This window comes from Neisseria sp. HMSC31F04 (assembly GCF_001807735.1).
Taxonomy (GTDB): Bacteria; Pseudomonadota; Gammaproteobacteria; order Burkholderiales; family Neisseriaceae; genus Neisseria; species Neisseria elongata.
In genome coordinates this window covers 92,742-116,755 of the sequence record NZ_KV790793.1, presented here as the reverse complement: position 1 = coordinate 116,755, position 24,014 = coordinate 92,742, and the positions used below count along the sequence as shown (strand labels likewise).

General features: G+C 58.6%; 22 protein-coding genes and 1 pseudogene. 16 read left to right on the top strand and 7 right to left on the bottom strand.

Annotated features, from left to right (window positions below; translation table 11 throughout):
* Positions 1 to 162: 162 nt before the first annotated feature.
* Positions 163 to 936, bottom strand: a complete 774-nt coding sequence (gene folE2 / locus HMPREF3107_RS04925) for a GTP cyclohydrolase FolE2 (RefSeq protein ID WP_049250380.1) — start codon at positions 934 to 936, stop codon at positions 163 to 165.
* A gap of 209 nt (positions 937 to 1,145) precedes the next feature.
* Between folE2 and HMPREF3107_RS04920 the strand changes: the two genes are divergently transcribed.
* Both HMPREF3107_RS04920 and HMPREF3107_RS12085 read left to right on the top strand, forming a co-directional pair.
* Positions 1,146 to 2,312 (top strand): trans-sulfuration enzyme family protein, encoded by a 1,167-nt coding sequence (locus tag HMPREF3107_RS04920; RefSeq protein WP_070454061.1) that lies wholly within the window; start codon positions 1,146 to 1,148, stop codon positions 2,310 to 2,312.
* Between the two features lie 80 nt (positions 2,313 to 2,392).
* Positions 2,393 to 2,530 (top strand): hypothetical protein, encoded by a 138-nt coding sequence (locus HMPREF3107_RS12085; protein WP_168160517.1) that lies wholly within the window; start codon positions 2,393 to 2,395, stop codon positions 2,528 to 2,530.
* A 65-nt stretch (positions 2,531 to 2,595) separates the two neighbouring features.
* On the opposite strand, the gene HMPREF3107_RS04915 is transcribed toward HMPREF3107_RS12085, so the two are convergent.
* Positions 2,596 to 4,011 carry an alanine/glycine:cation symporter family protein gene (locus HMPREF3107_RS04915; RefSeq protein ID WP_070454059.1) on the bottom strand — a complete coding sequence of 472 codons (1,416 nt, stop codon included), beginning with the start codon at positions 4,009 to 4,011 and terminating at the stop codon, positions 2,596 to 2,598.
* Between the two features lie 36 nt (positions 4,012 to 4,047).
* Here HMPREF3107_RS04915 and HMPREF3107_RS04910 point away from each other — a divergent pair, with 36 nt between their 5' ends.
* The 14 genes from HMPREF3107_RS04910 (at position 4,048) to HMPREF3107_RS04845 (ending at position 17,685) form a co-directional block, all read left to right on the top strand.
* Positions 4,048 to 4,572, top strand: coding sequence for a DUF488 domain-containing protein (locus HMPREF3107_RS04910; protein ID WP_246828591.1), 525 nt, complete (start codon positions 4,048 to 4,050; stop codon positions 4,570 to 4,572).
* 226 nt (positions 4,573 to 4,798) lie between these two features.
* Positions 4,799 to 5,581: an indole-3-glycerol phosphate synthase TrpC gene (gene trpC / locus HMPREF3107_RS04905; protein ID WP_070454057.1), complete on the top strand. Its 783-nt coding sequence runs from the start codon at positions 4,799 to 4,801 to the stop codon at positions 5,579 to 5,581.
* 131 nt (positions 5,582 to 5,712) lie between these two features.
* Positions 5,713 to 7,050 (top strand): murein transglycosylase A, encoded by a 1,338-nt coding sequence (locus tag HMPREF3107_RS04900; RefSeq protein ID WP_070454056.1) that lies wholly within the window; start codon positions 5,713 to 5,715, stop codon positions 7,048 to 7,050.
* A gap of 303 nt (positions 7,051 to 7,353) precedes the next feature.
* Positions 7,354 to 8,397, top strand: coding sequence for a 3-deoxy-7-phosphoheptulonate synthase AroG (gene aroG, locus HMPREF3107_RS04895; RefSeq protein WP_070454054.1), 1,044 nt, complete (start codon positions 7,354 to 7,356; stop codon positions 8,395 to 8,397).
* Between the two features lie 167 nt (positions 8,398 to 8,564).
* Entirely contained in the window at positions 8,565 to 9,635 is a 1,071-nt protein-coding gene (locus HMPREF3107_RS04890; RefSeq protein ID WP_070454052.1) for a glycosyltransferase, read from the top strand.
* A 291-nt stretch (positions 9,636 to 9,926) separates the two neighbouring features.
* The gene (locus HMPREF3107_RS04885; protein ID WP_049251678.1) at positions 9,927 to 11,096 is read left to right on the top strand and encodes a glycosyltransferase; all 1,170 of its coding nucleotides are present in this window, start codon (positions 9,927 to 9,929) and stop codon (positions 11,094 to 11,096) included.
* 54 nt (positions 11,097 to 11,150) lie between these two features.
* A complete protein-coding gene (locus HMPREF3107_RS04880) occupies positions 11,151 to 11,546 on the top strand; it encodes a hypothetical protein (protein ID WP_003771788.1) in 396 nt (131 codons plus the stop codon).
* 113 nt (positions 11,547 to 11,659) lie between these two features.
* Complete coding sequence (locus HMPREF3107_RS04875; protein WP_070454051.1) at positions 11,660 to 12,055, top strand: hypothetical protein; 396 nt, start codon at positions 11,660 to 11,662, stop codon at positions 12,053 to 12,055.
* Positions 12,056 to 12,113: 58 nt separating this feature from the next.
* On the top strand, positions 12,114 to 12,506 hold the full coding sequence (locus tag HMPREF3107_RS04870; RefSeq protein ID WP_070454048.1) for a hypothetical protein: 393 nt from the start codon (positions 12,114 to 12,116) through the stop codon (positions 12,504 to 12,506).
* A gap of 16 nt (positions 12,507 to 12,522) precedes the next feature.
* Positions 12,523 to 13,131, top strand: a complete 609-nt coding sequence (locus HMPREF3107_RS04865) for a sugar transferase (protein WP_070454047.1) — start codon at positions 12,523 to 12,525, stop codon at positions 13,129 to 13,131.
* Positions 13,132 to 13,146: 15 nt separating this feature from the next.
* Positions 13,147 to 13,815, top strand: coding sequence for an acetyltransferase (locus tag HMPREF3107_RS04860; RefSeq protein WP_070454044.1), 669 nt, complete (start codon positions 13,147 to 13,149; stop codon positions 13,813 to 13,815).
* Between the two features lie 123 nt (positions 13,816 to 13,938).
* Entirely contained in the window at positions 13,939 to 15,114 is a 1,176-nt protein-coding gene (locus HMPREF3107_RS04855; RefSeq protein WP_070454042.1) for a DegT/DnrJ/EryC1/StrS family aminotransferase, read from the top strand.
* Positions 15,115 to 15,298: 184 nt separating this feature from the next.
* Complete coding sequence (locus HMPREF3107_RS04850; RefSeq protein ID WP_210391392.1) at positions 15,299 to 16,618, top strand: nucleotide sugar dehydrogenase; 1,320 nt, start codon at positions 15,299 to 15,301, stop codon at positions 16,616 to 16,618.
* A gap of 14 nt (positions 16,619 to 16,632) precedes the next feature.
* Positions 16,633 to 17,685: a Gfo/Idh/MocA family protein gene (locus tag HMPREF3107_RS04845; RefSeq protein ID WP_070454040.1), complete on the top strand. Its 1,053-nt coding sequence runs from the start codon at positions 16,633 to 16,635 to the stop codon at positions 17,683 to 17,685.
* Between the two features lie 75 nt (positions 17,686 to 17,760).
* Here HMPREF3107_RS04845 and HMPREF3107_RS12785 read toward each other — a convergent pair whose 3' ends face one another.
* From HMPREF3107_RS12785 to rfaQ, 5 genes and pseudogenes are all read right to left on the bottom strand, one after another.
* Positions 17,761 to 17,943, bottom strand: a complete 183-nt coding sequence (locus tag HMPREF3107_RS12785; protein WP_371327475.1) for a hypothetical protein — start codon at positions 17,941 to 17,943, stop codon at positions 17,761 to 17,763.
* Between the two features lie 53 nt (positions 17,944 to 17,996).
* Positions 17,997 to 18,542: pseudogene (locus HMPREF3107_RS12780) on the bottom strand (hypothetical protein); the annotation flags it as partial.
* Between the two features lie 744 nt (positions 18,543 to 19,286).
* Positions 19,287 to 19,784 (bottom strand): YbhB/YbcL family Raf kinase inhibitor-like protein, encoded by a 498-nt coding sequence (locus HMPREF3107_RS04835; protein WP_003771821.1) that lies wholly within the window; start codon positions 19,782 to 19,784, stop codon positions 19,287 to 19,289.
* 291 nt (positions 19,785 to 20,075) lie between these two features.
* Positions 20,076 to 22,751: a bifunctional [glutamate--ammonia ligase]-adenylyl-L-tyrosine phosphorylase/[glutamate--ammonia-ligase] adenylyltransferase gene (gene glnE / locus HMPREF3107_RS04830; protein WP_070454035.1), complete on the bottom strand. Its 2,676-nt coding sequence runs from the start codon at positions 22,749 to 22,751 to the stop codon at positions 20,076 to 20,078.
* Between the two features lie 88 nt (positions 22,752 to 22,839).
* Positions 22,840 to 23,970 (bottom strand): putative lipopolysaccharide heptosyltransferase III, encoded by a 1,131-nt coding sequence (gene rfaQ / locus HMPREF3107_RS04825; protein ID WP_246828590.1) that lies wholly within the window; start codon positions 23,968 to 23,970, stop codon positions 22,840 to 22,842.
* Positions 23,971 to 24,014 lie beyond the last annotated feature (44 nt).

The following is a 24,014-nucleotide window of genomic DNA, read 5'->3' as shown; positions in this document are numbered from 1 at the left end:
GTTGCCGCCTTGTCTCATTTTTATTTTAATCCACTATAAATAATCAAACTGTCTTTTACCATCCGGCCAAACGGTATGCGGGCGGATGATGTTTACGATACCGCCGTGATTTTGAAAGGCCGTCTGAAACATGCTTTCAGACGGCCTTTCTGTCGGGAAACCTCAAGGGTAGGCGATATAGGCGTAAGCCGAGTGGTTGTGGATGCTTTCGAAATTTTCGCTTTCCACTGTAAAGGATTCTATCCTGTCGTCGCCGCGCAGGGCGACGGCCACGTCGCGCACCATGTCTTCGACGAATTTCGGGTTTTCATAGGCGCGTTCGGTGACGTATTTTTCGTCGGGACGTTTCAAGAGGCCGTAAAGTTGGCAGGAGGCTTGGTTTTCAACAATGTCGATAACCTCTTCCACCGATACGTTTTCGCGGCACACCAGCGATACGGTAACGTGCGAACGCTGGTTGTGCGCGCCGTATTGCGAAATTTCCTTCGAGCACGGGCAGAGCGAGGTAACGGGTACCAGCACTTTGAGGCTGTGGCGGTATCCGCCGCCGGCCACTTCGCCGCAGAGGGTAACGTCGTAATCCAACAGCGAGCGGATGCCTGATACGGGTGCGGTTTTCTGGCGGAAAAACGGAAACGCGATGCTGATTTTTCCCGCATCGGAATCCAGCAGCTCCAACATGCGCTGGGTGAGGTCTTTCAGTTCGCCGTAATCGAGTTCGCGGCGGCGGTCTTCCATCAGGGCGACGAAGCGCGACATGTGCGTGCCTTTTTGTTCTGCGGGCAGGCGGACGGTCATGGTGAGCCGGGCAACGGTGGACTGGGTGCCGGAGGCGGTGGTGATTTGCAGGGGGAAGCGTAGGTCTTTGATGCCGACTTGGTTAATCGGCATGTTGCGTAAATCTTTACTGCTCTGCACATCGGCGATGGCGTTCATGCGTTGTTATTCCTTAAAGGGCGTGCGTGTTTGAGAAATGCGCGAGTATATATCCGCAGCCGCGTGGCGGCAATGCGGATTGGGAATGTCTATTGTTTGATAGCCGTTTGAGGCCGTCTGAAAACCGCTTTCAGACGGCTTTGGCGTGTTGCCGCCGTTTTTCAGACGGCCTACAATCCCGTTTCCCGTCAAACCATCGGAAGACAGAGATGAAATACCGTTTCGACACCCAAGCCATCCACACCGCCTACAACCCCGACGAACACAACCGCGCCATCATGCCGCCGATTTATCAAAATTCGATGTTCGCCATGAAGGAAATCGGCGAACAGATTCCCTTCCGCTACGCCCGTTTGAGCAATCCGACGCGCAAGGTGCTGGAAGACACGGTGGCCGCGCTGGAGCACGGCGCGGCGGGCTTTGCCTTCGGCAGCGGCATGGCGGGCATAGACTGCGTGTTCCGCACTTTTTTGCGGCCGGGCGACACCGTCGTCGCCGTCTGCGACATCTACGGCGGCAGCTACGATTTGCTGACCGAAGTTTACGCGCCTTGGGGGGTGAACGTCGTGTTTGCCGATTTGACCGACCCCGCCAACCTCGACCGCGCGCTGGCGGAAAATCAAAACGTGAAGCTCGTTTGGCTGGAAACACCGTCCAACCCGCTTTTGCGGCTGGTGGACATCGCCGCGCTGGCGGCCAAGGCCAAGGCGGTAGGCGCGCTGGCCGGCATAGACAACACTTTTGCCACGCCGTATCTACAACAGCCGCTGGACATGGGCTGCGACATCGTTTTCCATTCGGCCACCAAATATTTGTGCGGCCACTCGGACGTTTTGATGGGCGTGGTCGTCGTGAAAGACGAAAAGCTGGCCAAACCCATGCAAAACATGATGGTGAACACCGGCGGCGTGGCCGGCCCCATGGATTGCGCGCTGGTGTTGCGCGGAATTAAAACCCTTGCCCTGCGGATGCGGCGGCACTGCGAAAACGCGCTGGAAATCGCCCGCCGCCTGGAAAACCACCCCGCCGTGGAAAAAGTGTTCTACCCCGGCCTGCCGTCGCACGAACATCACGCGCTGGCGCAACGGCAGATGGCCAAAGGCTGCGGCGGCGTGGTTACGCTGTATCTGAAAAACGACAGCCGCGAAGCCGCAAACAGCGTAATTAAAAACATGAAGCTGGTTACGATGGCTTCCAGCCTGGGCGGCGTGGAAAGTTTGGTGAACCACTGTTACAGCCAGTCGCACAGCGGCGTGCCGCACGATGTGAAGATGCAGCTCGGCATCAAGGTCGGCCTGCTGCGCTTCTCCATCGGCATCGAAGACGTGGAAGATATTTGGGCGGATATTTCAGCCGCATTGGATACCACGCTGTAAAGGTAAGGGCTTGCAGGCCGTCTGAAAAAACTTTTTCCGCTTTTCAGACGGCCTGCCGTTTTATAGGAAGCCGGCCCGATATGCGCGAATGGCTGAAAAGGGAGCCGATGACGCACCGGCAGCACGTTTTCTTTACCGTCAGCATGTTGGTGATGTACGGCTGCCTGCTGTGGATACTGCCGATATACCTGAGCGGCAAACACAACCGCCTCAAATAACCAAAGGCCGTCTGAAAACCCGAAATACGGTTTCAGACGGCCTTTCCGTTTCCTTCAACTGCGGATTACCAAATATCCGATTTGATTTTCCGCTTCAGGCTCGGATGTTCGGACAGCTTGAATTCCGGGTCTTTGCCCATTCTGAGTTTGGCCGAATAATCTTTCAGCAACAGGAACACCAGCGGCGACAGCAACAGGATGGCGACCAAGTTGATCAACGCCATCGTGGTCATGGTCAAGTCCGCCATATCCCACACCACCGGCACTTCGGCCACTGCGCCGAAATACACCATGCCCAACACGGCCATGCGGAAGACGGCGATTGTCAGCCAGTGGTTGTTGATGAACTGCATGTTCGATTCCGCATAGGCGTAGTTGCCGATGATGGTGGAGAAGGCGAACATGAACAGGATGGCGGTCAGGAAGTCCGCACCCCAGTTGCCGACCTGGCTGACAATCGCGGTCTGCGTCAGTTCCACGCCGCTCAAGGTTTCGTAAGACGCGCCTGAAGCAAGCACGATAAACGCGGTGCATGAACAAACAATGATGGTATCGACGAACACGCCCAACATCTGAATCATGCCCTGCGACACCGGGTGCTTCACATCGGCTGCTGCGGCGGCGTTCGGGGCGGAACCCTGTCCGGCCTCGTTGGAATACAGGCCACGCTTGATGCCGTTGAGCATGGTTTGCGAAATCAGGCCGCCGAGCAGGCCGCCTCCGGCCGCGTCAAAACGGAAGGCATTGCCGAAAATCTGGCCGAACACGGCCGGCACGGCACTGATATTCATCGCCATGACATACAACGCCATTAACAGGTACAAAACCGCCATAATCGGCACCAGCCCTTCTGCGATGCGCGAAACGCGGCGGATGCCGCCGAAAATAATCGGCGCGGAAAGGATGACCAAGGCCACGCCGACCGCATCTCTATCCCAGCTCCACGACCCTTTGGCCGCCACCGCGATGGTATTGGACTGCACGGCGTTATAAACCAAACCGAAGCAGAAAATCAGGCTGACGGAAAACAGCACCGCCATCCAGTTCTGCCCCAAACCCTGACGGATGTAATAAGCAGGGCCGCCGCGGAAGTGGCCGTTTTTGTGGTCGCGGACTTTGAAAAGCTGCGCCAGCGACGACTCGGCAAAGGCAGAGCTCATACCGATGATGGCGGTTACCCACATCCAAAACACCGCACCCGGCCCGCCCAAATGAATAGCAATGGCCACACCGGCGATATTGCCCACGCCCACGCGGCTGGCCAATCCGGTCACGAAAGCCTGAAACGGCGTGATGCCGTGCGGATCATCGACCGCCTTACGCCCGCCCAGCATTTCGCGGATGCTGCGGCCGAACAGGCGGATTTGGACAAAACCGGTGGCCAAAGTGAAAAACAGCCCCGTACCCAACAGCAGGAAAATCAGATAAACGCCCAATTCGCCGTTAATCTTATTGACCCATTCATGTATCGTCTCAATCATAAATTCCGAACTCCTAAGTAGAACCGGCCGTCGCCCATGCGGCGGACATACGACGGAAAAGGCGCGATTGTAATATACTGCAAAGAAATTGAGAAAACTTTACATTGCAGCTACAGGCCGTCTGAAACATCCCGTCCTTCAGACGGCCCGGGTTGCCAAACCGAGGATACGCCCGTGTTTACCGTCCAACGCATCTATGCCTTCCACCCCGAATCCGGCCTTTGCGCCGTCTTCATCGACCGCCTCTATCCGCGCGGCATCACCAAAGAAACATTCGCCGCCGTCGAATGGCTGAAAGACATCGCCCCCAGCACCACCCTGCGCCGTTTCTATCACGAAAATCCGGAGGAAAACTTCGCCGCCTTCGCCGCCCGTTATCATGAAGAACTAAGCGGCGGGAAAGCACGGCAGTCCGTTTCACGGCTACTCGAACTGGAAAAAGCGCACGGCGAAGTCCGCCTGCTGACCGCCGTCCGCCATCCAGAACAGTCGCACGTTTCCGTATTGGCGGACTTTCTCGGCGAAACCTTCGTTTACCTTGATAAAGCAGACGGAGCCTAGCGTCTTTGGCAACTGCCGTTTTCCGCCCACTTTCACCCAAAGCGACATTTTCCGTGCTGAAAATTCTCACAAAATATCCGGCCCGACTGCGGTTTCCGCCTCGAATTTGCCGCTTTTTGGGCAAAAACCCGCATGGAAAAGTAATTATCGACAGACCCTAATCCTTTCAGACGGCCTGCTATAATCCGCCGCATATCCCGTTCAAACTCGCATTCAGGCAAACACCATGACCGACATCCTGCAAAAAATCCTCGCCACCAAAACCGAAGAAGTCGCCGCCGCCAAGGCCGCCGTCCCATTGGAAACACTCCGCCGCCAAGCCGAACAAGCCGAAGCGCCGCGCGGCTTTATCGCCGCCATCCGCGCCAAACACGCCGCAGGGCTGCCCGCCGTGATTGCCGAAATCAAAAAGGCCAGCCCGTCCAAAGGACTGATACGCCCCGATTTCGAGCCCGCCGCCCATGCCGCCGACTACCAACGCGGCGGCGCGGCCTGCCTGTCGGTATTGACCGACGAACAATACTTCCAAGGCGCGCCCGAATACCTGAAACAGGCCAAAGCCGCCTGTTCGCTGCCCGTATTGCGCAAAGACTTCATCATCGACGAATATCAGATTTACCAGGCGCGCGCCTGGGGTGCGGATGCCGTGCTGCTGATTGCCGCCGCACTGGAAGCGGGACAACTCGAACATTTCGAACAAACCGCGCACCAATTAGGCATGGACGTATTGCTGGAGTTGCACGACGAAAGCGAATTGGAAAAATGCGCCCACCTCACCACCTCCCTGCGCGGCGTCAACAACCGCAACCTGCGCACGTTTGAAGTCAGCTTCGACCAAACCCTGCGCCTGCTGCCCCGTTTGGACGGCAGCATCGTCGTGGCCGAAAGCGGCATCCGCAACAAAGCCGACGTCGAATTGATGCGGAAACACGGCGTGCACACCTTCCTCATCGGCGAAACCTTCATGCGTGCCGACGACATCGCCGCTGAAGTCGCCAAGCTGTTTTAACGCCCGCCCGTCCCGCCCCGGCACACGGATGCCCAGACTGTGATATAGTGCCCGCGTTTGCAATTCCTCCGTATTTCAGGCCGTCTGAAAGGAAGTTTCCGCTTTCAGACGGCCTCTTGGCATCATCATTCATGAATCAAAAAGTTTTACGCCTCTGCATCCTACTGTCTGCCGCCGCACTGGCCGCCTGCACAGCCAAAAAACCCCACCCCGCCTTGACTCCCGCCGGCAACACCGTGCAACCGGTCAACACCTACCGCACCCCGCAGCCCGCAGGACAGCGCGCCGCCGCCGGTACGACCGTCCGCCCGGCGGGCAGCAGCGCGTCCTACACCGCCGTCGACTACGCCGCACTGCCGCAATGGTCCCACCAACATTTCGCCAAAAGCCTCGAATCCTTCCTGAAAGGCTGCGAAAAACTGCAAAACCAACCCGGCTGGCAGGCCGTCTGTACGCAGGCCGCGCAAACCCAACGCAACAACCACGCCGCCCGCAGCTTCTTCGAACAATACTTCACCCCCTGGCAGGTCAGCGAAAACGGCCAACTCGGCGGCACGGTAACCGGCTATTACGAACCCGTCCTCCACGGCGACGCCCGCGCCTCCTCCCGCGCCCGCTTCCCCGTTTACGGCATCCCCTACGACTTCGTCTCGGTAGACCTGCCCGCCAACCTGCGCGGCAGCAAAGCTACCGTCCGCGTGCGCCAAACCGGACAGAACACGGGCCGCATCGCCGCCGACGGCACCCACACCGCCAACCTCGCCGCATTCCCCATCACCGAGCGCACCAAAGCCCTCAAAGGCCGCTTTGTCGGCGGCAGCTTCATCCCCTACCATACCCGCAACGAAATCAACGGCGGCGCGCTGAACGGCAAAGCACCGATACTCGGCTATGCCGACGACCCCGTCGAACTCTTCTTCCTCCAAATACAAGGTTCCGGCCGTCTGAAAACCCCGTCCGGCAAATACATCCGCCTCGGGTTTGCCGACAAAAACGAATACCCCTACGTCTCCATCGGCCGCTACATGGCCGACCGCGGCTACCTCCCGCTGGCGCAGACCACCATGCAGGGCATCAAAGCCTATATGCAGCAGAACCCACAAAAACTGGCCGAAGTATTGGGGCAAAACCCCAGCTATGTCTTCTTCCGCACCCTCGACGACAACAGCGACGGCCCCATCGGCGCGCTCGGCACACCCCTGATGGGCGAATACGCGGGCGCGGTAGACCGCCACCACATCACGCTCGGCGCACCCCTCTTCGTCGCCACCACCCACCCCGAAACCCGCCACGGCCTCAACCGCCTGATTATGGCGCAGGATACCGGCAGCGCCATCAAAGGCGCGGTGCGCGTGGACTACTTCTGGGGCTACGGCGACGAAGCCGGACGCGTCGCCGGCAAAATGAAACACACAGGCTACGTCTGGCAGCTCCTGCCCAACGGCGTCTCGCCGCAATACCGCCCCTGAGCCGGAAACCGGCAGGCCGTCTGAAAGTCCCGCTTCTGCATCTTGAAAACAGAAAACCCCGTTTCGGCCGGAAAACGGCGTTTCCGCGAAGCCAGAGCGGCTTTTCAGACGGCTTCTCCACTACAACCGAGAAAACAAAATGCCATAAAACCACACAAAACGGCGCATCAAATAACAAACAACGCCGAAAACAGAAAATTAAGCAATTTAATAACACAAAACCGCAAATTCCATCTTGCCAAGCCCCTGCATGGGCGGCTATCCTTCCCGCCTGACAAAAACAACGCGACAACGGACACAGCCATGAACCGCATGAACAAAACCGACGACATCCGCATCAACGGCATAGACGAACTGCTGCCCCCCATCGCCCACCTCTACGAACTGCCGCTGGACGACAGGGCGGCCGAACTCGTCGAAAGCACCCGCAACCAAATCGCCGACCTCATCCACGGCCGCGACAAACGCCTGCTCGCCGTTATCGGCCCCTGCTCCATCCACGACCCCAAAGCCGCCCTCGAATACGCCCGCCGCCTGCTGCCCCTGCGTCAAAAATACGAAAAAGAGCTGCTCATCGTCATGCGCGTTTATTTTGAAAAACCGCGTACCACCGTCGGCTGGAAAGGCCTCATTAACGACCCCTATCTGGACGGTACCTTCGACATCAACTTCGGCCTGCGCCAAGCCCGCCGCCTGCTGTTGGACCTGAACAACCTCGGCATGCCGGCCTCCACCGAATTCCTCGACATGATTACCCCGCAGTATTACGCCGACCTCATCTCCTGGGGTGCCATCGGCGCGCGCACCACGGAAAGCCAGGTGCACCGCGAACTGGCCAGCGGCCTGTCCTGCCCCGTCGGCTTCAAAAACGGCACCGACGGCAACCTCAAAATCGCCATCGACGCCATCGGCGCGGCCTCACACCCGCACCACTTCCTCTCCGTTACCAAAGCCGGACACTCCGCCATCGTCCACACCGCGGGCAACCCCGACTGCCACGTCATCCTGCGCGGCGGCAAAGAGCCGAACTACAGCGCGGAACACGTCCGAGATGCCGTTTCCCAACTGACCAAAGCCGGAGTCAGCCCCCGCCTGATGGTAGACTGCAGCCACGCCAACAGCCGCAAAGACTACACCCGCCAAATGGAAGTCGCTCAGGACGTGGCGGCGCAAATCCGCAACGGCGAACAAAACATCATGGGCGTGATGGTGGAAAGCCACCTCGTCGAAGGCCGTCAGGACAAACCCGAAACCTACGGCCAAAGCATCACCGATGCCTGCATCGGCTGGGACACCACCGAAGAAATGCTCGCCCTGCTGGCCGACGCCGTCCGCAACCGCGCCTGACGCACGCACACCGTCCGAGGCCGTCTGAAAAGCACCACCCGCATTTTCAGACGGCCTTTCCGCATCAGCCGCCGGACAGAACCGCAAATACCGATTGCCGTCGGACAAACGGCCTGCTATAACCGCAAACCTTTCTTTCAGACGGCCTTCAAACACACGGAACACCCATGAAAATCATACTGGCCACCTCCATGGGCGGACTGGGCGGCACCGAAACCGCCAGCCTGCGCCTCGGCAGCCTGCTGGCACGGCACGGACACGACGTATTGCTGGCCGCATCCGACGGCCCGCTGGTCTCCGATGCACAAGCCGCAGGCATGCGTTGGCAAAACATCGACTTTTACGGCGGCGGCCGCACCGGCTACCTGCGCGCCGCCCTGTCTTTCGCCCACCTGCTGCGCCGCGAACGCCCCGACATCGTCCACTGCCAGATGGCGCGCATCGTCCCCGCCTGCGCGATAGCGGCCAAAATCTGCTCGCCGCGCAGCAAGGTTTTCTACCACGCGCGCGGCCTGAACCCCGAAACCTATCCCAAAATCGCCCGCCTGTTTGCCAAACTCGGCGTATACATCATCGCCAACTGCCGCCACGAACAGCAGAAACTCATCCGCCACGGCTTTCCCGCCGGACGCACCGCCTACACCTACAACGCCCTGCCGCCCGCCCCCGCCGTTTCCGCCAAAACGCCGCGCGGTTTCGTTATGCTCGGCACATTGTCGCGCTTGGACAAAGTACGCGCCGTCCACCTGACGATAGACGTTTTCCACACCCTGCTGCAACGCGGCCTGCCCGTCCGGCTGCACATCGCGGGCACGGGCGAAGAACGCCCCGCCCTAGAAGCGCAGGCCGGACGGCTGGGCATTGCCGACAAAGTTTCCTTCCTCGGCGCGGTGCGGGATTTGAACGCCTATTTCGCCGACACCGATATCCTGGTGAACACCTTGGACTGCGCGGGCGACCACGGCGCGGGCGTGGGCAACAATATTTTGGAAGCCGGGCTGTACCGCACCGCCGTCGCCGGCTACGACGTAGCAGGCATTGCCGAAATGGTGGAAAACGGCAAAACCGGTTTCTGCACCCCGCTGCACGACCAAACCGCGCTGGCCGACGCGCTGGAGCAACTCGTCCGCTCGCCCGAACTGCGGCAAACCTTCGGCAACGCCCTGCACGAACGCGTTACCCGCCTGTGCTCGGACGATGAAATTTACCGCACGACCATGGCCGCCTACGCACTGTAAGGCCGTCTGAAAAACCGTTTTATCCAACCAAACCGCGCTTTCAGACGGCCTCATCCGCAAAACCGCGCCCAACAAAAACATAAGCCTGCGGCCGCGGCTTGCCGAAGCGCACACGCTCGGCAAACCGACATGCGGAACCTGCACCGGCGGCAGAAAACCATCCTGAAACCACCCCGCCCGACCGCCGCCCGCCGCATGGCGGCAAACTGTTTTTCAAACGGCCTTCCGCACACTTTGCGGATAAAACCGCCTCCCTTACAATACCCCCCTTTTCAGACGGCCTCCCGCACCATGAACATCACCATCGTCGCCCCTTTCTGCTCGCTGCCGAACGAACCCTACTTCAACCGTTTCCGCTATCTGGCCGAACGGCTGGCCGAACAGCACGACGTTTTGCTGATTACCAGCAATTTCCGCCACCACGACAAAACCTTCCGCCGCCCCGAAGACGCGGCCGCCGCATCGGAAGGCCGTCTGAAAGTCATGCTGCTGGCCGAAGATGGCTACCGTAAAAACGTTTCCCCCGCCCGCCTGAAAAGCCACCGCACCTTCGTCAAAAATCTCGAACGCTGGCTGCAAAACTGCCCGCCGTATTCGCAGGACGTCGTCTATTCCGCCTACCCGCTGATGGGCAGCAACATCCTGCTGGGGCAACACAAAGCGCGGCTGGGCTTCAAACTGATTACCGACGTGCAAGACGTATGGCCCGAATCCTTCTCCGCCGTTTTGCCCTTCATCAAAAAACTCCCGCCGCGCCGCCTGCCCTTCGCCCGCCGCGCCGACCGCGCCTATGCCTGCGCTGACGGCCTGATCGCCGTCTCCGACAGCTACCTTGCCCGCGCCCGCGCCGCCAATCCCGACGTACCCGCCGAAACCGTCTACATCGGCGCCGACTTCGGCGAAATCGCCGCCATCCCGCCGCACCGCTTCGCCGAACGCAAAACCCGCCTGTTCTACCTCGGCACCCTCAGCCACAGCTACGACGTCGAAACCGTCTGCCAAGGCGTGCGCCTGCTCGAAGCGGCGGGCGAAACGGTAGAACTGCACATCTGCGGCGGCGGCCCCGACCTCGCCCGTCTGCAACAAAAATTTTCAGACGGCGGCATCATCTTCCACGGCTACCTGCCCTACCGCGAAATGATGTCGCTGGCCAAAGGCTGCGACATCGCGGTAAACCCCATCCACAGCTACGCCATGCAGTCCGTCACCAACAAACTGTCCGACTACATGGCACTGCAAAAACCCATCCTCAACAGCCAGCAAAACCCCGAAGTACACCGGCTTCTGAACCTGCTGCCGCACGAACACTACCGCTCGGGCAACGGCGCGGACTTCGCCGCCGCCTACCGCCGCCTGACGCACAACCGCCAAGCCCCCGTGCAACGCGACGAAATCGCCCGCCGCTTCGACCGCGACACGGCCTACCGCCGCATCATTGCCATGATAGAAGGCTTCGTGTAAATTACCGCACTTTCCGCCGCACACACGGCATCACAAACCCAAAAAGGACTTCCCATGAAAACCCGCACCGCCGCCATCGTTTTGGCCGCCGTTTTAACCGCTCCCGCCTTCGCCGCCGAACCGGCGCAAACCGCCGAAACAACACAAGCCTCCGAAGCGGCAACCACCTTCTGCAAACTTTCCGCCACCATCGCCCATGATGCCGTATTGGCCAGACTGAACGGCGAAAAACGCGAACAAGCCGAAAAAAGACTGCTGAAACGCTTCATGCCTGCGGCCAAACACGTCAAAGCCCGCGAAATGGTTCAAGAAACCGTCACACGCCTGACCGGCTCAATCTACCAATCCAAGCTGAACCCGAACTTGGAAAAATCGGATTACAAATACATAGCCGAAGAAGTCGGCAAAGGCGAATTCCAACTATGCATGGAAGCCGCAATGTCAAACTGATAGAATCCGCCAATCAGGCCGTCTGAAACCGAAAATCCCACCCTTCAGACGGCCTGCAATGCGAGGCAACCCACCTACCCCCGTAAACACGATACCCACCGAAAAGGAAAAACATGAATACCAAAGCCACCCTCACCGCCGTCCTGCTGCTGGCCGCCTCCGCCACCTTTGCCGCACCGGCTGAAAACGACAAACAGCAAGGCATCGAAGCCTTCTGCAACGCAGCCGCCAATATGGCATACGACTCCATGCTGTCCGGCCTGAAAGGCGAAAAACGCCCGGCCATACAGAAAAAACTGGAGGCCAAATACCTCAAACCCTTTGCGGATGACAAAAACCTGTCCGGAATCATGGGCGAACAAATCAAATACGCACTGAAAAAAACCGAAGTCATCCTGAAAGAAGCCAAACAAGCCGGCTTAAAAGTAAAACCGGCAGAATACGAGGAACTGGCCATGGAAGCCGGCAGGGCCGAAATGGAAGTCTGCATGAAAAACATGGCCGAATAAGCGATGAAGGCCGTCTGAAAAAGCTTCAGGCGGCCTTTTGTCAAACCGAGGAATACCAATGAACACATCAAAATACGCCGCCGCCATACTTTTTGCCGCCGCTTTTTCCGCCGCATCCGCAGAGCCTCGGGAAGCCTCCGTCCAAGACAGATGCATCCTCACCGGCCTGATGGCGCAAACCGCCATGGGCGAAAGGCTGGCCGGTACGGACATCGGGCAGGCAATGGAAAAAATGACCGAACGCTACATGGTGGTTGCCCAAAACGACGCCACCCGCGCCTTCGTCGAACGGCAAATCGCCCGTGTCGCCCGCGGAATATACCGTTTGCCGCAATCGGCTTTAAACGCGGTCCCGAAATCCGACCATGCAATCTTCGCACGCGATACGGGCAAAGCCGAATACGAACTGTGCATGGAAGCACTGACCGGCAACCCTGCGAAAGCCGAATAAAGGCCATCTGAAAACCATGACCGACCCCGTCAAACGCCTGCTCGACATCATCATCGCCGCCGCCGCACTCGTCCTGCTGTCGCCCGTCCTGATGCTGCTCGCCTGGCAGATACGGCGCAAACTCGGCACGCCCGTCCTGTTCCGCCAAGTCCGCCCCGGACGCGGCGGCATCCCCTTCGTGATGTACAAATTCCGCACCATGCGCGACGCGGCGGACGAAAACGGCCGCCCCCTGCCCGATGCCGAACGCCTCACACCCTTCGGACGCAAACTGCGCGCCGCCAGCCTGGACGAACTGCCCGAACTGTGGAACGTATTGAAGGGCGACATGAGCCTCGTCGGCCCCCGCCCGCTGCTGATGGAATACCTGCCGCTTTACAACGCCGAACAACGCCGCCGCCACCTCGTGCGCCCCGGCATCACCGGCTGGGCGCAGGTAAACGGCCGCAACGCCATCTCGTGGCCGGAAAAATTCCGCCTCGACGTATGGTATGTCGAAAACCGCTCCCTACTTCTGGACATCAAAATCCTGTTTTTAACGGTTAAAAAAGTCTTAGACCGCAGCGGCATCAACAGCGAAGGCGAAGCCACCGCCGCCAAATTCACCGGCAACGACGACGCATAAGACACAAGGGAATTCATGCAGAAAGCACATAAAAAACTCGCCATCATCGGTGCGGGCGGCCACGGCAAGGTCGTTGCCGCCACCGCACTGGCCGCCGCCCGCTGGATGGAAATCGTCTTTCTCGACGACGAAGCGGAAGGGAAAATACTCGGCCTGCCCGTCATCGGCTGCACAGGGCTGGCGGGCATGAGCGTTTTACCCGCCGAATACGATTTGGCCGTAGCCGTCGGCAGCAACGCCGTCCGCGAACGCCTCTGCCGCCGTTTTGCCGCGCTGGGCTTCACCCTGCCCGTTATCATTCATCCGACTGCCGTCATCGCGCCCGATGTCGAAATCGGTGCAGGCAGCGTAATCTTCGCACAAGCCGTCATCCAGCCGTGCTGCCGCATCGGCGACGGCGCAATCGTCAATACCGCCGCCACGGTCGATCACGACTGCATTCTGGGCGGCTTCGTCCACATCAGCCCCGGCGCGCACCTGGCGGGCGGCACGCAAATCGGCGGCGGTTCTTGGATAGGCATAGGCGCGTGTACCCGCCAGCAAATCAAAATCGGTGCCAACGTCATTGTCGGCGCGGGCGCGGCGGTGGTATCCGATGTTTCAGACGGCCTGACCGTCGTCGGCAATCCGGCCAAAACCTTAATCAGGCCGTCTGAAAACACTTTGGCGGCTAAGTCCGAATAAGCGGGCGGGCAAAAATAAATCCGCCGCCGTATTCAAACAGGCCGTCTGAAAAGCTACAATCCGCCGTTTCGTTTTTCGATTAAAGGCCGTCTGAACGGTTTTCAGACGGCTGGAAAGCCCGTCATGCTCAACACCGCCCTCTCCCCGTGGCCGAGCTTCACCCAAGAAGAAGCCGATGCCGTTTCCCGCGTTCTATTGTCAAACAAAGTCAATTATTGGACCGGCAGCGAATGTCGCGAATTTGAAAAAGAATTCGCCGCCTTTACCGGCACGCAATACGCCGTCGCCGTCGCCAACGGCACGCTGGCACTCGATGTCGCGCTTAAAGCAATGGGCATAGACGCAGGCGACGACGTCATCGTTACCTCGCGCACCTTCCTCGCCTCCGCTTCCTGCATCGTTACCGCAGGTGCAAACCCCGTGTTTGCCGATGTGGATTTAAACAGCCAAAACATTAGCGCAGAAACCATCAAAGCCGCGCTGACGCCGAATACCAAAGCCATCATCGTCGTCCACCTTGCCGGCATGCCCGCCGAAATGGACGGCATCATGGACTTGGCAAAAGAACATGATTTGTGGGTGATCGAAGACTGCGCCCAAGCGCACGGCGCGAAATACAAAGGCAAATCCGTCGGCAGCATCGGACACGTCGGCGCATGGTCGTTCTGCCAAGACAAAATCATGACCACCGGCGGCGAAGGCGGCATGGTCACCACCAACGACAAAGAGCTGTGGCGCAAAATGTGGTCGTACAAAGACCACGGAAAAAGCTATGATGCCGTGTACCACCGCGAACACGCCCCTGGATTCCGCTGGCTGCACGAAAGCTTCGGCACCAACTGGCGCATGATGGAAATGCAGGCAGCCATCGGCCGCATCCAGCTCAAACGTATGCCTGAATGGACGGCTCGCCGCCAAGCGCACGCCGCCAAGCTGGCAGAAAGCCTAGGCAAATTCAAAAGCATCCGCTTGGTTGAAGTCGCCGACTACATCGAACACGCGCAATACAAGTTCTACGCCTTCGTCAAACCCGAACACCTCAAAGAAGGCTGGACGCGCGACCGCATCGTCAACGAACTGAACGCGCGCAAAGTCCCATGTTATCAAGGCAGCTGCTCCGAAGTCTATTTGGAAAAAGCCTTCGACAACACACCGTGGCGACCCAAAGAGCAGCTGAAAAACGCCGTCGAACTGGGCGACACCAGCCTGATGTTCTTGGTGCATCCGACGCTGACCGACGACGAAATCGCGTTCTGCAAAGAACACATCGAAGCCGTATTGGCAGAAGCCACAGCATAAACCGTTTTTTCAGACGACCTCCCCTAATTGAGGCCGTCTGAAAACAAAATGGAGTACAATCCGCCGTTTCCGTTTTATCCCCTACCGAGGCCGTCTGAAACGGGCCGGGCGCGCTTTTCAGACGGCCTCAACCGTTCGACGGGCCGTCTGAAAACGGCTTTTAAGAAGTAAAAAGGCATCCGCTATGCAAGCATCCGAAATCAAACAATCCGCCATCGGCAAATTCCGCGACAAAACCGCCACAATCGGCATCGTCGGCCTGGGCTACGTCGGCCTGCCGCTGATGCTGCGCTACGCCGAAACCGGCTTCAAGGTACTGGGTTTCGACATCGACGCCGAAAAGGTCAATAAGCTGAACAAGGGCGAAACCTATATCGAACACATCACGGCCGACAAAATCGCCGCCGCCCGCGCCGCCGGTTTCGAAGCCACCACCGACTTCTCCCGCATCGGCGAAGCGGAAGCCGTGATTTTGTGCGTGCCGACCCCGCTGAACAAATACCGCGAACCGGACATGAGTTTCGTCATCGACACCACCGACGCGGTAAAACCGTATCTGCGCGCGGGCCAGGTCTTGTCGCTGGAATCCACCACCTATCCGGGCACGACCGAAGAAGAGCTGCTGCCGCGCGTGGAAGAAGGCGGTTTGAAAGTCGGCGAAAACGTATTCCTCGTTTACTCGCCCGAACGCGAAGACCCGGGCAACCCCGATTTCGAAACCCGCACCATTCCGAAAGTCATCGGCGGCCACACACCGGCCTGTTTGGAAGTCGGCTTGGCGCTGTATCAGCCCGCCATCGACAAAGTCGTCCCCGTCAGCTCCACCAAAGCTGCCGAACTGACCAAACTTCTGGAAAACATCCACCGCGCGGTCAATATCGGCTTGGTGAACGAGATGAAAATCGTCGCCGATAAAATGGACATCGACATCCACGAAGTCATCGCCGCCGCCGCCACCAAACCGTTCGGCTTCGTCGCCTACTATCCCGGCCCGGGCTTGGGCGGGCACTGCATCCCCATCGACCCGTTCTACCTGACTTGGAAAGCGCGCGAATACGGCGTGAACACCCGCTTTATCGAACTTGCCGGCGAAGTGAACTCTTCCATGCCCGAATATGTGGTCAATAAAACCGCGCTGGCGTTAAACGACCACCAACGTTCGATTAAGGGCAGCAAAGTGTTGGTATTGGGCATCGCCTATAAGAAAAACGTAGACGACATGCGCGAAAGTCCGTCGGTGGAAGTGATGGAACTCTTGCGCGACCTCGGTGCGGAAATATCCTATTCCGACCCGCATGTGCCCGTGTTCCCGAAAATGCGCGAACACAAATTCGACCTGAAAAGCGTGCCGCTGACCGCCGAGAGCATCGCCTCTTACGACTGCGTGGTGCTGACCACCGACCACGACAAATTCGATTACGATCTGCTGAAACAACACGCCAAACTGATTGTCGATACGCGCGGCAAATATTCGGGCAAGCACGACAACATCGTTAAAGCATAAGAGGCCGTCTGAAAATGTTCGAAACCATCTCAAACCGCAAAATCAAATTTGCCCTAGTCGGCTGCGGCCGCATTTCCAACAACCATTTCGGCTCGTTCGAATCGCTGCAAGACGAGTGCGAACTCGTTGCCGTGTGCGACACCGATCCCGCCGCGCTTGAAGCGGCGGTCAAACGCACCGGTGCAAAAGCTTATGCCCGCTACGCGGAAATGCTGGCCGAAACCGATGCCGACGTAATCGTCATCACCACTCCGTCCGGCCTGCACCCCGAGCAGGCAGTACAGGCATTGGAAGCCGGTTTTCACGTCGTTACCGAAAAACCGATGGCCACCCGCCTGCACGACGGCGAACGCATGGTCCAAACCGCCGACAAAGCCGGCAAACGCTTGTTCGTGGTGAAACAAAACCGCCTGAACGCCACGCTGCAACTGCTCAAACGCGCGGTAACGGAAAAACGCTTCGGCAAAATCTGCATGGTGCATTTAAACGTCTTCTGGACACGCCCGCAGTCGTATTACGACCAAGGCAACGGTTGGCGCGGCACTTGGGAGTTTGACGGCGGCGCGTTCATGAACCAGGCCAGCCACTACGTCGATTTGATGGAATGGCTCATCGGCCCGGTCGAAGACGTGCAGGCGATGATTTCCACCCACCGCGACATCGAAGCCGAAGATACCGGCGTGATGAACATCCTCTGGCGCAACGGCGCGCTCGGCTCGATGGCCGTTACCATGTGCACCTACCCGAAAAACCTTGAAGGCTCGATTAGCATTCTGGGCGAAACCGGCACGGTACGCATCGGCGGCATGGCGGTGAACGAAATTCAGGAATGGAACTTCGCCGACGAACGCGATTACGACGAACAAATTAAAACCGCCAACTACGAAACCACTTCGGTGTACGGTTTCGGCCACCCGCTGTATTACAAAAACGTCATCGACGTACTGCGCGGCCGAGCCGAGCCTGTTACCGACGGGCGCGAAGGTCTGAAATCGCTGGAACTGATTATCGCCGCCTACCTCTCCGCCCGCGACCATAAAACGGTTTCGCTGCCGCTGGTGTACTGAATAAAAGGCAGCAAACATGAAAGGCCGTCTGAAAACCTGAAATAGGGTTTTCAGACGGCCTTCCGTTATTTGCCGCTACTCTTGCGCTATGATTTCTACGCCCGCTTCTTGCAAGGCATGTATCAATTCCGGCGGCGGATTGCAGTTTTCCAACCCTATGATGCGTCGCAGGTTCGGCAAGTATGCCAAATCGGCAACGGCCTGTTTGCCGATGGGCAAAAGTTCGTCGCCGCAACCGGGATCGAAAAAGGGAAACATTTCTTCGTAAAGCGCCGAACCGCCGTCCAAGCTGCCGTCATATAGAGTTCGCCTACTTCGTTTAACAGATGCTGCGGGATGTCCAACCGCTTGAAATATTCAAGGATTTCAGGGATAACGGCATAACCGGCGGCTTCTGTGTCTATCCGCCGACCTTCATATTCTTTGATAAAAGTGTCCAGCAGCAGGCGTGGCTTAAGCAAGTCCCGCCGGTACATCAACTCGTCAATCACGGCGATTTTCAGGCCGATATCGGCAAACGGTACGCTGGGTATCTGGTTCAAATTGTACGTGCCGACAGCTTTAGGCGAACTTTCCGCTTCCGACAGAAGTGTACGGATAGTTTCGGCGGCGGGACTGCCCGGCAGGCTGTCAGCCAACAATTTCAGGCAGTGTCGCGTAACAAGGTCTCGGCGGATGCAGATATGTGCTTCTTTACGGCTGTCGGTTTTATCGGGCACAAGATTCAAGGTATCCAAGGCAGCACAAAGCAAGGCCTCCCGTTTATCCACCGATATTTTGCCGTCGATAGTGAGCGCAGTTAAAAGCTGTTCCGCCTGTCGGTAAACATTACTGCGTTTGTCTGCATAGATACCCATCATATCGTTCCATAATCCGCCTGCAGGACGCGACTGTTGACGGGCATTTTGGGCTTCAATCATCAGGTATTCCGATAATGCAGACACATCGCCCCAATCGTCAAGCGCGCTCAAAATCAATCTGTCCCCCAGCTCAGGCCAACGCCGCAGAAACGGCACGACCCACGGTGCGGCAGCAATCCTGGTGGCATGATTATTGGCGGCAGCATGATAAAAAAACAGACGGAACACTTCGGCAAGCCACGCGCCGGTTTGCATTTCAGCAGGCCATTCGCGTTCTAGTACGGCATCGATGCGCGCGCAGATTGCCGAAGCATATGAGGAAATGGTTTGATCAGCTTCCTGTTCAGATTTACTGCAACAACGGTCTACAGTATGGAAGAATTTATCGCTGGCAAGCGCTTCAGCGAATTTGTGCAGCCCTGTTCCGTCTTTCAGATGGCCTGCCAGTGCGGCATCAATGTTTTCCAGCAAGAAATCGTAAAAATAGGGCAGGCATGCCGCTACGGAATAAGTCTCAAAATGCTTTTTCCATGCAGCGCGGATTTTGCTTGTTTTTTTACCCGCTTCCATGGCCGCCGTATCGGCGGCAAGCATGGCGTACAGGGGATTGGGCGGTGTTTCAGGCGGAGACGGCGGTTGGTTGTCGAAGAAATTTTTGAGTTTGGAAAACATCGGGAGTCCTTAAAACAGGCCGTCTGAAAAGACAGATTTTCAGACGGCTTTTTTGTATATTGTACGGATTTACACGTCGTAAGTACCCATCACGCCGGCACTGGCGAGGATGTGCCCCTGCATGGCGAAGTGCAGGTCGTTGAAGCGGAACCCGCGCGGCAGGTTCAGTTTGGTGTCGAGGGCATAGACAATCAGTTCGTAACGGTGGCGGCAGTTGGGTGGTGCCATGCCGCCGTAGCAGGAGGCTTCTTCGATGTCGAGTTTGCCCAGCACGCTCGCCCAGCTGTTCGCCCCTTGAACGTAGTCGGTAGCGCGCAAGCTTTCGTTTTCGGCGACGGAAGTGCGTTGCAGGTCGGCAATCAGCCAGTGCGTCCAGACGAAGCCGCTGGCGGTAATCGCATCTTTGTCTTCCAATACGACGGCGAAGGATTGCGTGCCGGCGGGCGCGTCGCTAATGTCGAACGGGATGGAGTAGGTCGGCATGCCGTTCGGGCTGAATTGGCTGCCGCGTTTGCCGAAACGGTCGGCAAATTCGCCGTTGATAATCGCGCCGGTGTTGATTTGCATGATGGTCTCCTGAAGGGTTGGTTGGGGGGTGTTTATGATATGGAGATAAAAGGCCGTCTGAAAAGGGGGAAGTCCGATAAAAATGCGTATGGGATTTCGGTTTTTAAATAATGCAGTTAAACGGTCATTTCCTATTTTCAAACGGCCTGGTTCGGTCTGGCGGGACAAATATCGGATTCGGACGGATGTTGCCGAATCATCACGTTCAATACCTACCGGCCCATTTTCCCGCCCACACAAAAGGGATAAACGGTGAATGGGGCATTCCTCTTTCAAGCCGCCATCTGTCGGTCAGCCGCCGGCTTCTTCGCCGAATACCTGCCGCCACAATTCGCGCACGGTTTGGTAGTGCGCCGCCAGTTCTTCGTCGTTTTCGGCAACGGCGGTGTCGCGCAGTTTGGTGTCGTGCTGGCAGGCGCGGTAATGGCGGTAGGCGCGGCGGGCGCGTCCGGCCAGCGCGGGGTCGATTAAGTCGTGTTCGGCGGCGGTTTCGAGCAGGGCGATGTTGCCGGTGTTGTCCATGAGTGCGGGGCAGTCGGCGGCGTGGGCGAGTATCAGGTATTGGACGATGAATTCGACATCGACGATGCCGCCGCGCGCGTATTTGATGTCGGTGGGCAGCGGGGGATGGGCGGCGGTGATTTTTTCGCGCATGGCGAGTATTTCCCGCCGCAGGGTGTCGGGGTCGCGGCGGAGGCGGAGTATGCGGCGGCGGGTGTCTTCGAATTGGCGGCCGATGTCGGGGTCGCCGCAGACGAAGCGGGCGCGGGTCAGGGATTGGTGTTCCCATGTCCATGCGTTTTCGTGCTGGTATTTGTCGAAGGCGGCGGTGCTGTGGACGGGGAAGCCGTCGTCGCCGTTGGGGCGCAGGCGCAGGTCGATGTCGTAGAGTGTGCCGGCGGCGGTGCTGCCGGACAGCCATGTGGTCAGGCGGTTAGACAGTCGGGCGTAGGTCTGCCCTGCCTCTTGGTCGGGGTCGTCAAACAGGTAGACCAAATCCAAGTCGGATGTGTAGCCGAGTTCTTTGCCGCCGAGTTTGCCGTAGCCGATGATGGCGAAGGCGGGTTCGTCGCGGTGTTTTTTCGGCATCTGTTGCCATGTGTGTTGCAGGGTCTGGTTGAGTATGATGTCGGCCAGATGGGAGAGTTGGTCGCTGACGGCTTCAACCGTCCATCTGCCGGACAGGTCTTGTACGGCCAGACGGAAGGTGTGGGCGTGGTGGAAGTGGCGCAGGGTGTCCATTTTGGCTTCGGCATCGTCGCAGGCGGCCAGTGCGGCGGCCAGTTCGGTTTGCTGCTGCGGCCAGTCGGGTCGGTTGTCGGTCAGCTGCGCGCTCAGGAGTTCGTCCAGCAGGATGGGGTGTTGTTGCAGGTAGGCGGCTATCCACGCGCTTTGGCTCATGAGTTCGGCCACGCGGGTGAGTTCGTTGGGGTATTCGAGCAGGAAGGCGAGATAGGACGGGCGGCGGCTAACGGTTTCGAGAAAGTCGGTCAGGCGGGACAGGGTTTCGGTCGGACGGCGTGTGTCGGCGGCGGCCTGGATGATTTGGGGCATAAGTGCGTCGAAACGGGGCTGGCTGCGCGGCGACAGGCTGCGGTAGCGCGTGCTCAGCCTTAGGGCGTGCAGGCGACGTATGGTGTCTTCGGCTTCGAATCCCGCCTGTTGCAACAGGGGGATGTGTTCTTCGGCAGGCTCGGGCCACAGGGCGGCAAAGCGGGCGGCAGGCTGCTCTTCGGGCTCGGAAAGGATGTTGTCGAATTCGGCGGTAACGACGGCGCGGTGCGCGTTCAGGCCGTCTGAAAAGGCTTCGTAGTCGTTATAACCCATGCTTTCGGCCAAGAGTTGCCGCTGTACGCCATCTTGCGGCAGGGTTTGGGTTTGCAGGTCGTCCCAGTATTGCAGGCGGTGTTCGAGTTGGCGCAGGAAGCGGTAGGCTTCGAGCAGGGTGTCAGCGGTATGGGCGGGAATAATGTTTTGAACGGCAAGTTGGCGCAGGGTTTCCTGCGTGCCTTTCAGTTGCAGGGTTTTCAGACGGCCTGCGCGTATCATTTGGAAGATTTGGGCGATGAATTCGATTTCGCGTATGCCGCCCGCACCGAGTTTGATGTTGTCTTCCATGCCTTTTTTACCGACTTCGGCGCGGATTTGGCGGTGCAGGCCGCGCATGGCTTCGTAGGCGTTGTAGTCGAGATATTTGCGGAACACGAATGGCCGGACGATGGCGGCGATGTCGTTTGCGCCGGGCGTAATGACGCGGCCTTTGCACCATGCGTAGCGTTCCCATTCGCGGCCGTGGGTGATGAGGTATTGTTCGAGTGCGGCTTCACTCCACACCAGCGCGCCCGCGTCGCCGTCGGGGCGCAGGCGCATATCGACGCGGAATACTTGGCCATCGGGAGTGATGTCGTTTAGCAGGGCAATCAGTTTTTGCCCGACTTTGGTGAAAAATTCCTGATTGTCGCGCTCGCGCCGCCCGTTTGTCGCGCCGCCTTCGGGATAGGTGAAAATCAGATCGATGTCGGACGAGACGTTCAACTCGCCGCCGCCCGCCTTGCCCATGGCGACGACGGTGAGAAACTGGGCTTCGCCGCTGTGGCGGCCCGTGGGCGTGCCGTAAAGCCCGACGTAGTAGCCGTAGGCATAGTCCAACGCGGTATTGACGGAGAAATCGGCAAAACGGGTAATGGTTTGGGTTACTTCGTCCAAACCGCTCAATCCGTTCAGGTCGCGGACAATGATTTGGGCGACGACGTGCCGCCGCAATATCCTGAGCTGCCGCGCCAAACCGGCTTCATCTTCGTTTTCCCGCAACGCCTGCCAGTCGGCGAAGTGGCGGAAGTCGTCTTCGGACAACTGCCGCGCCGTCCAGTCGGCCAGCAGGTTCAGGTCCAGCGTGTTGCTGTCGAGGCAGCGGGCGAGAAAGCGGGAATGGCGGCGGACATGGGCAAACAGTTCGGCGGTGTTCACGGCGCGGTCTTTCGGCTAATGGAAATAAACGGGATTATAAGGCCGTCTGAAAACCCCGTCTGCGGTAAAACCGCCCAAACCGCACCTTTTAACCGCCCAAGCGTCCTTCCACCGCCTGCCAAACGACCTCGGTCGGAATCGCCGTCAGCAGCGAACGTTCGTCGCGCGTGTCTATCCGGTCGGGATGCGGCAGCTCGCCGTAGTCGCCGGCCCAAACCACAGTGGCGCGGTCGGAATACGGCCGCCAGTTTTCCAGGCGCGTGGGGCCGAACAGAGCGACCTGCGGCTTGTCGAGTGCGGCGGCGATGTGCATGGGCACGGAATCCACCCCGACAAACAGTTCCGCGCCTTCGATGGCGGCAGCCAATTCACGCAGGTTGAGCGTACCGTCCAACACAAACAGCGGCGCGTCTTCAGACGGCACGACCTGCCGCCGAACCGCTTCCAACATCGCATGTTCGCGCGCGTCTGGCGCGGCAGTTAAAACCACCGCACGGCCGCCGTCAATCAGCCTTTGCACGATTTGCGCCGTATTTTCAGACGGCCAGCATTTGAAAAACCAGCGCGACCCCGGATGCAGCAAAACATAATCCTGACCTGTCCAACCCTGTTGCGCCAGCTTCTGCCGCAACGACGCGCGGACGGCATCCGAAACCGCCATCCGCACGCGCCCCGATTCGGCAGCGGGCAGATTCAACGGCGAAAGCAGATGCAGATTGCGCTCGACGACATGCACGCCTTCCCGCTGCCGCAAGACCGAAGTGTGCATCCGCCGCCAAAGCCCGTTGCCGCCGCGCGCGCGGGGATACGCCAACCGTACGGGCGCGCCGCTGAAAACCGCCGCCAAGCCTGCCCGCCAACGGTCGGAATAATTCAAAACCACATCGTAGCCTTGGGCGCGTATCTCGCGCAGCAGCGCATACTCCTGCCGCAACTGATACCCGACCCCCTGCTTCTTCCAATTCCTATCCACCGTCAAAACATGGCGGATAAGCGGATTATCGGCAACAATGTCTTCCATACCCTTGTACACCAGCATATCGACCGCGCAATCGGGATTGGCCTGTTTCAAAGCATCGGCGGCGGCAGTGGCCAGCAAAACATCGCCGTGGTGCATAAGTTGGATGATCAGGATGGTTTCAGACGGCATAATCGGACAGGTATCGGATAAAAGGGCGTGCAGATTACCGCCGACCTGCCGTCCGGTCAAATACGGCACAATTTCCCGCCGACGCACCGCCTGCATACCTGCCTGCCCGCACC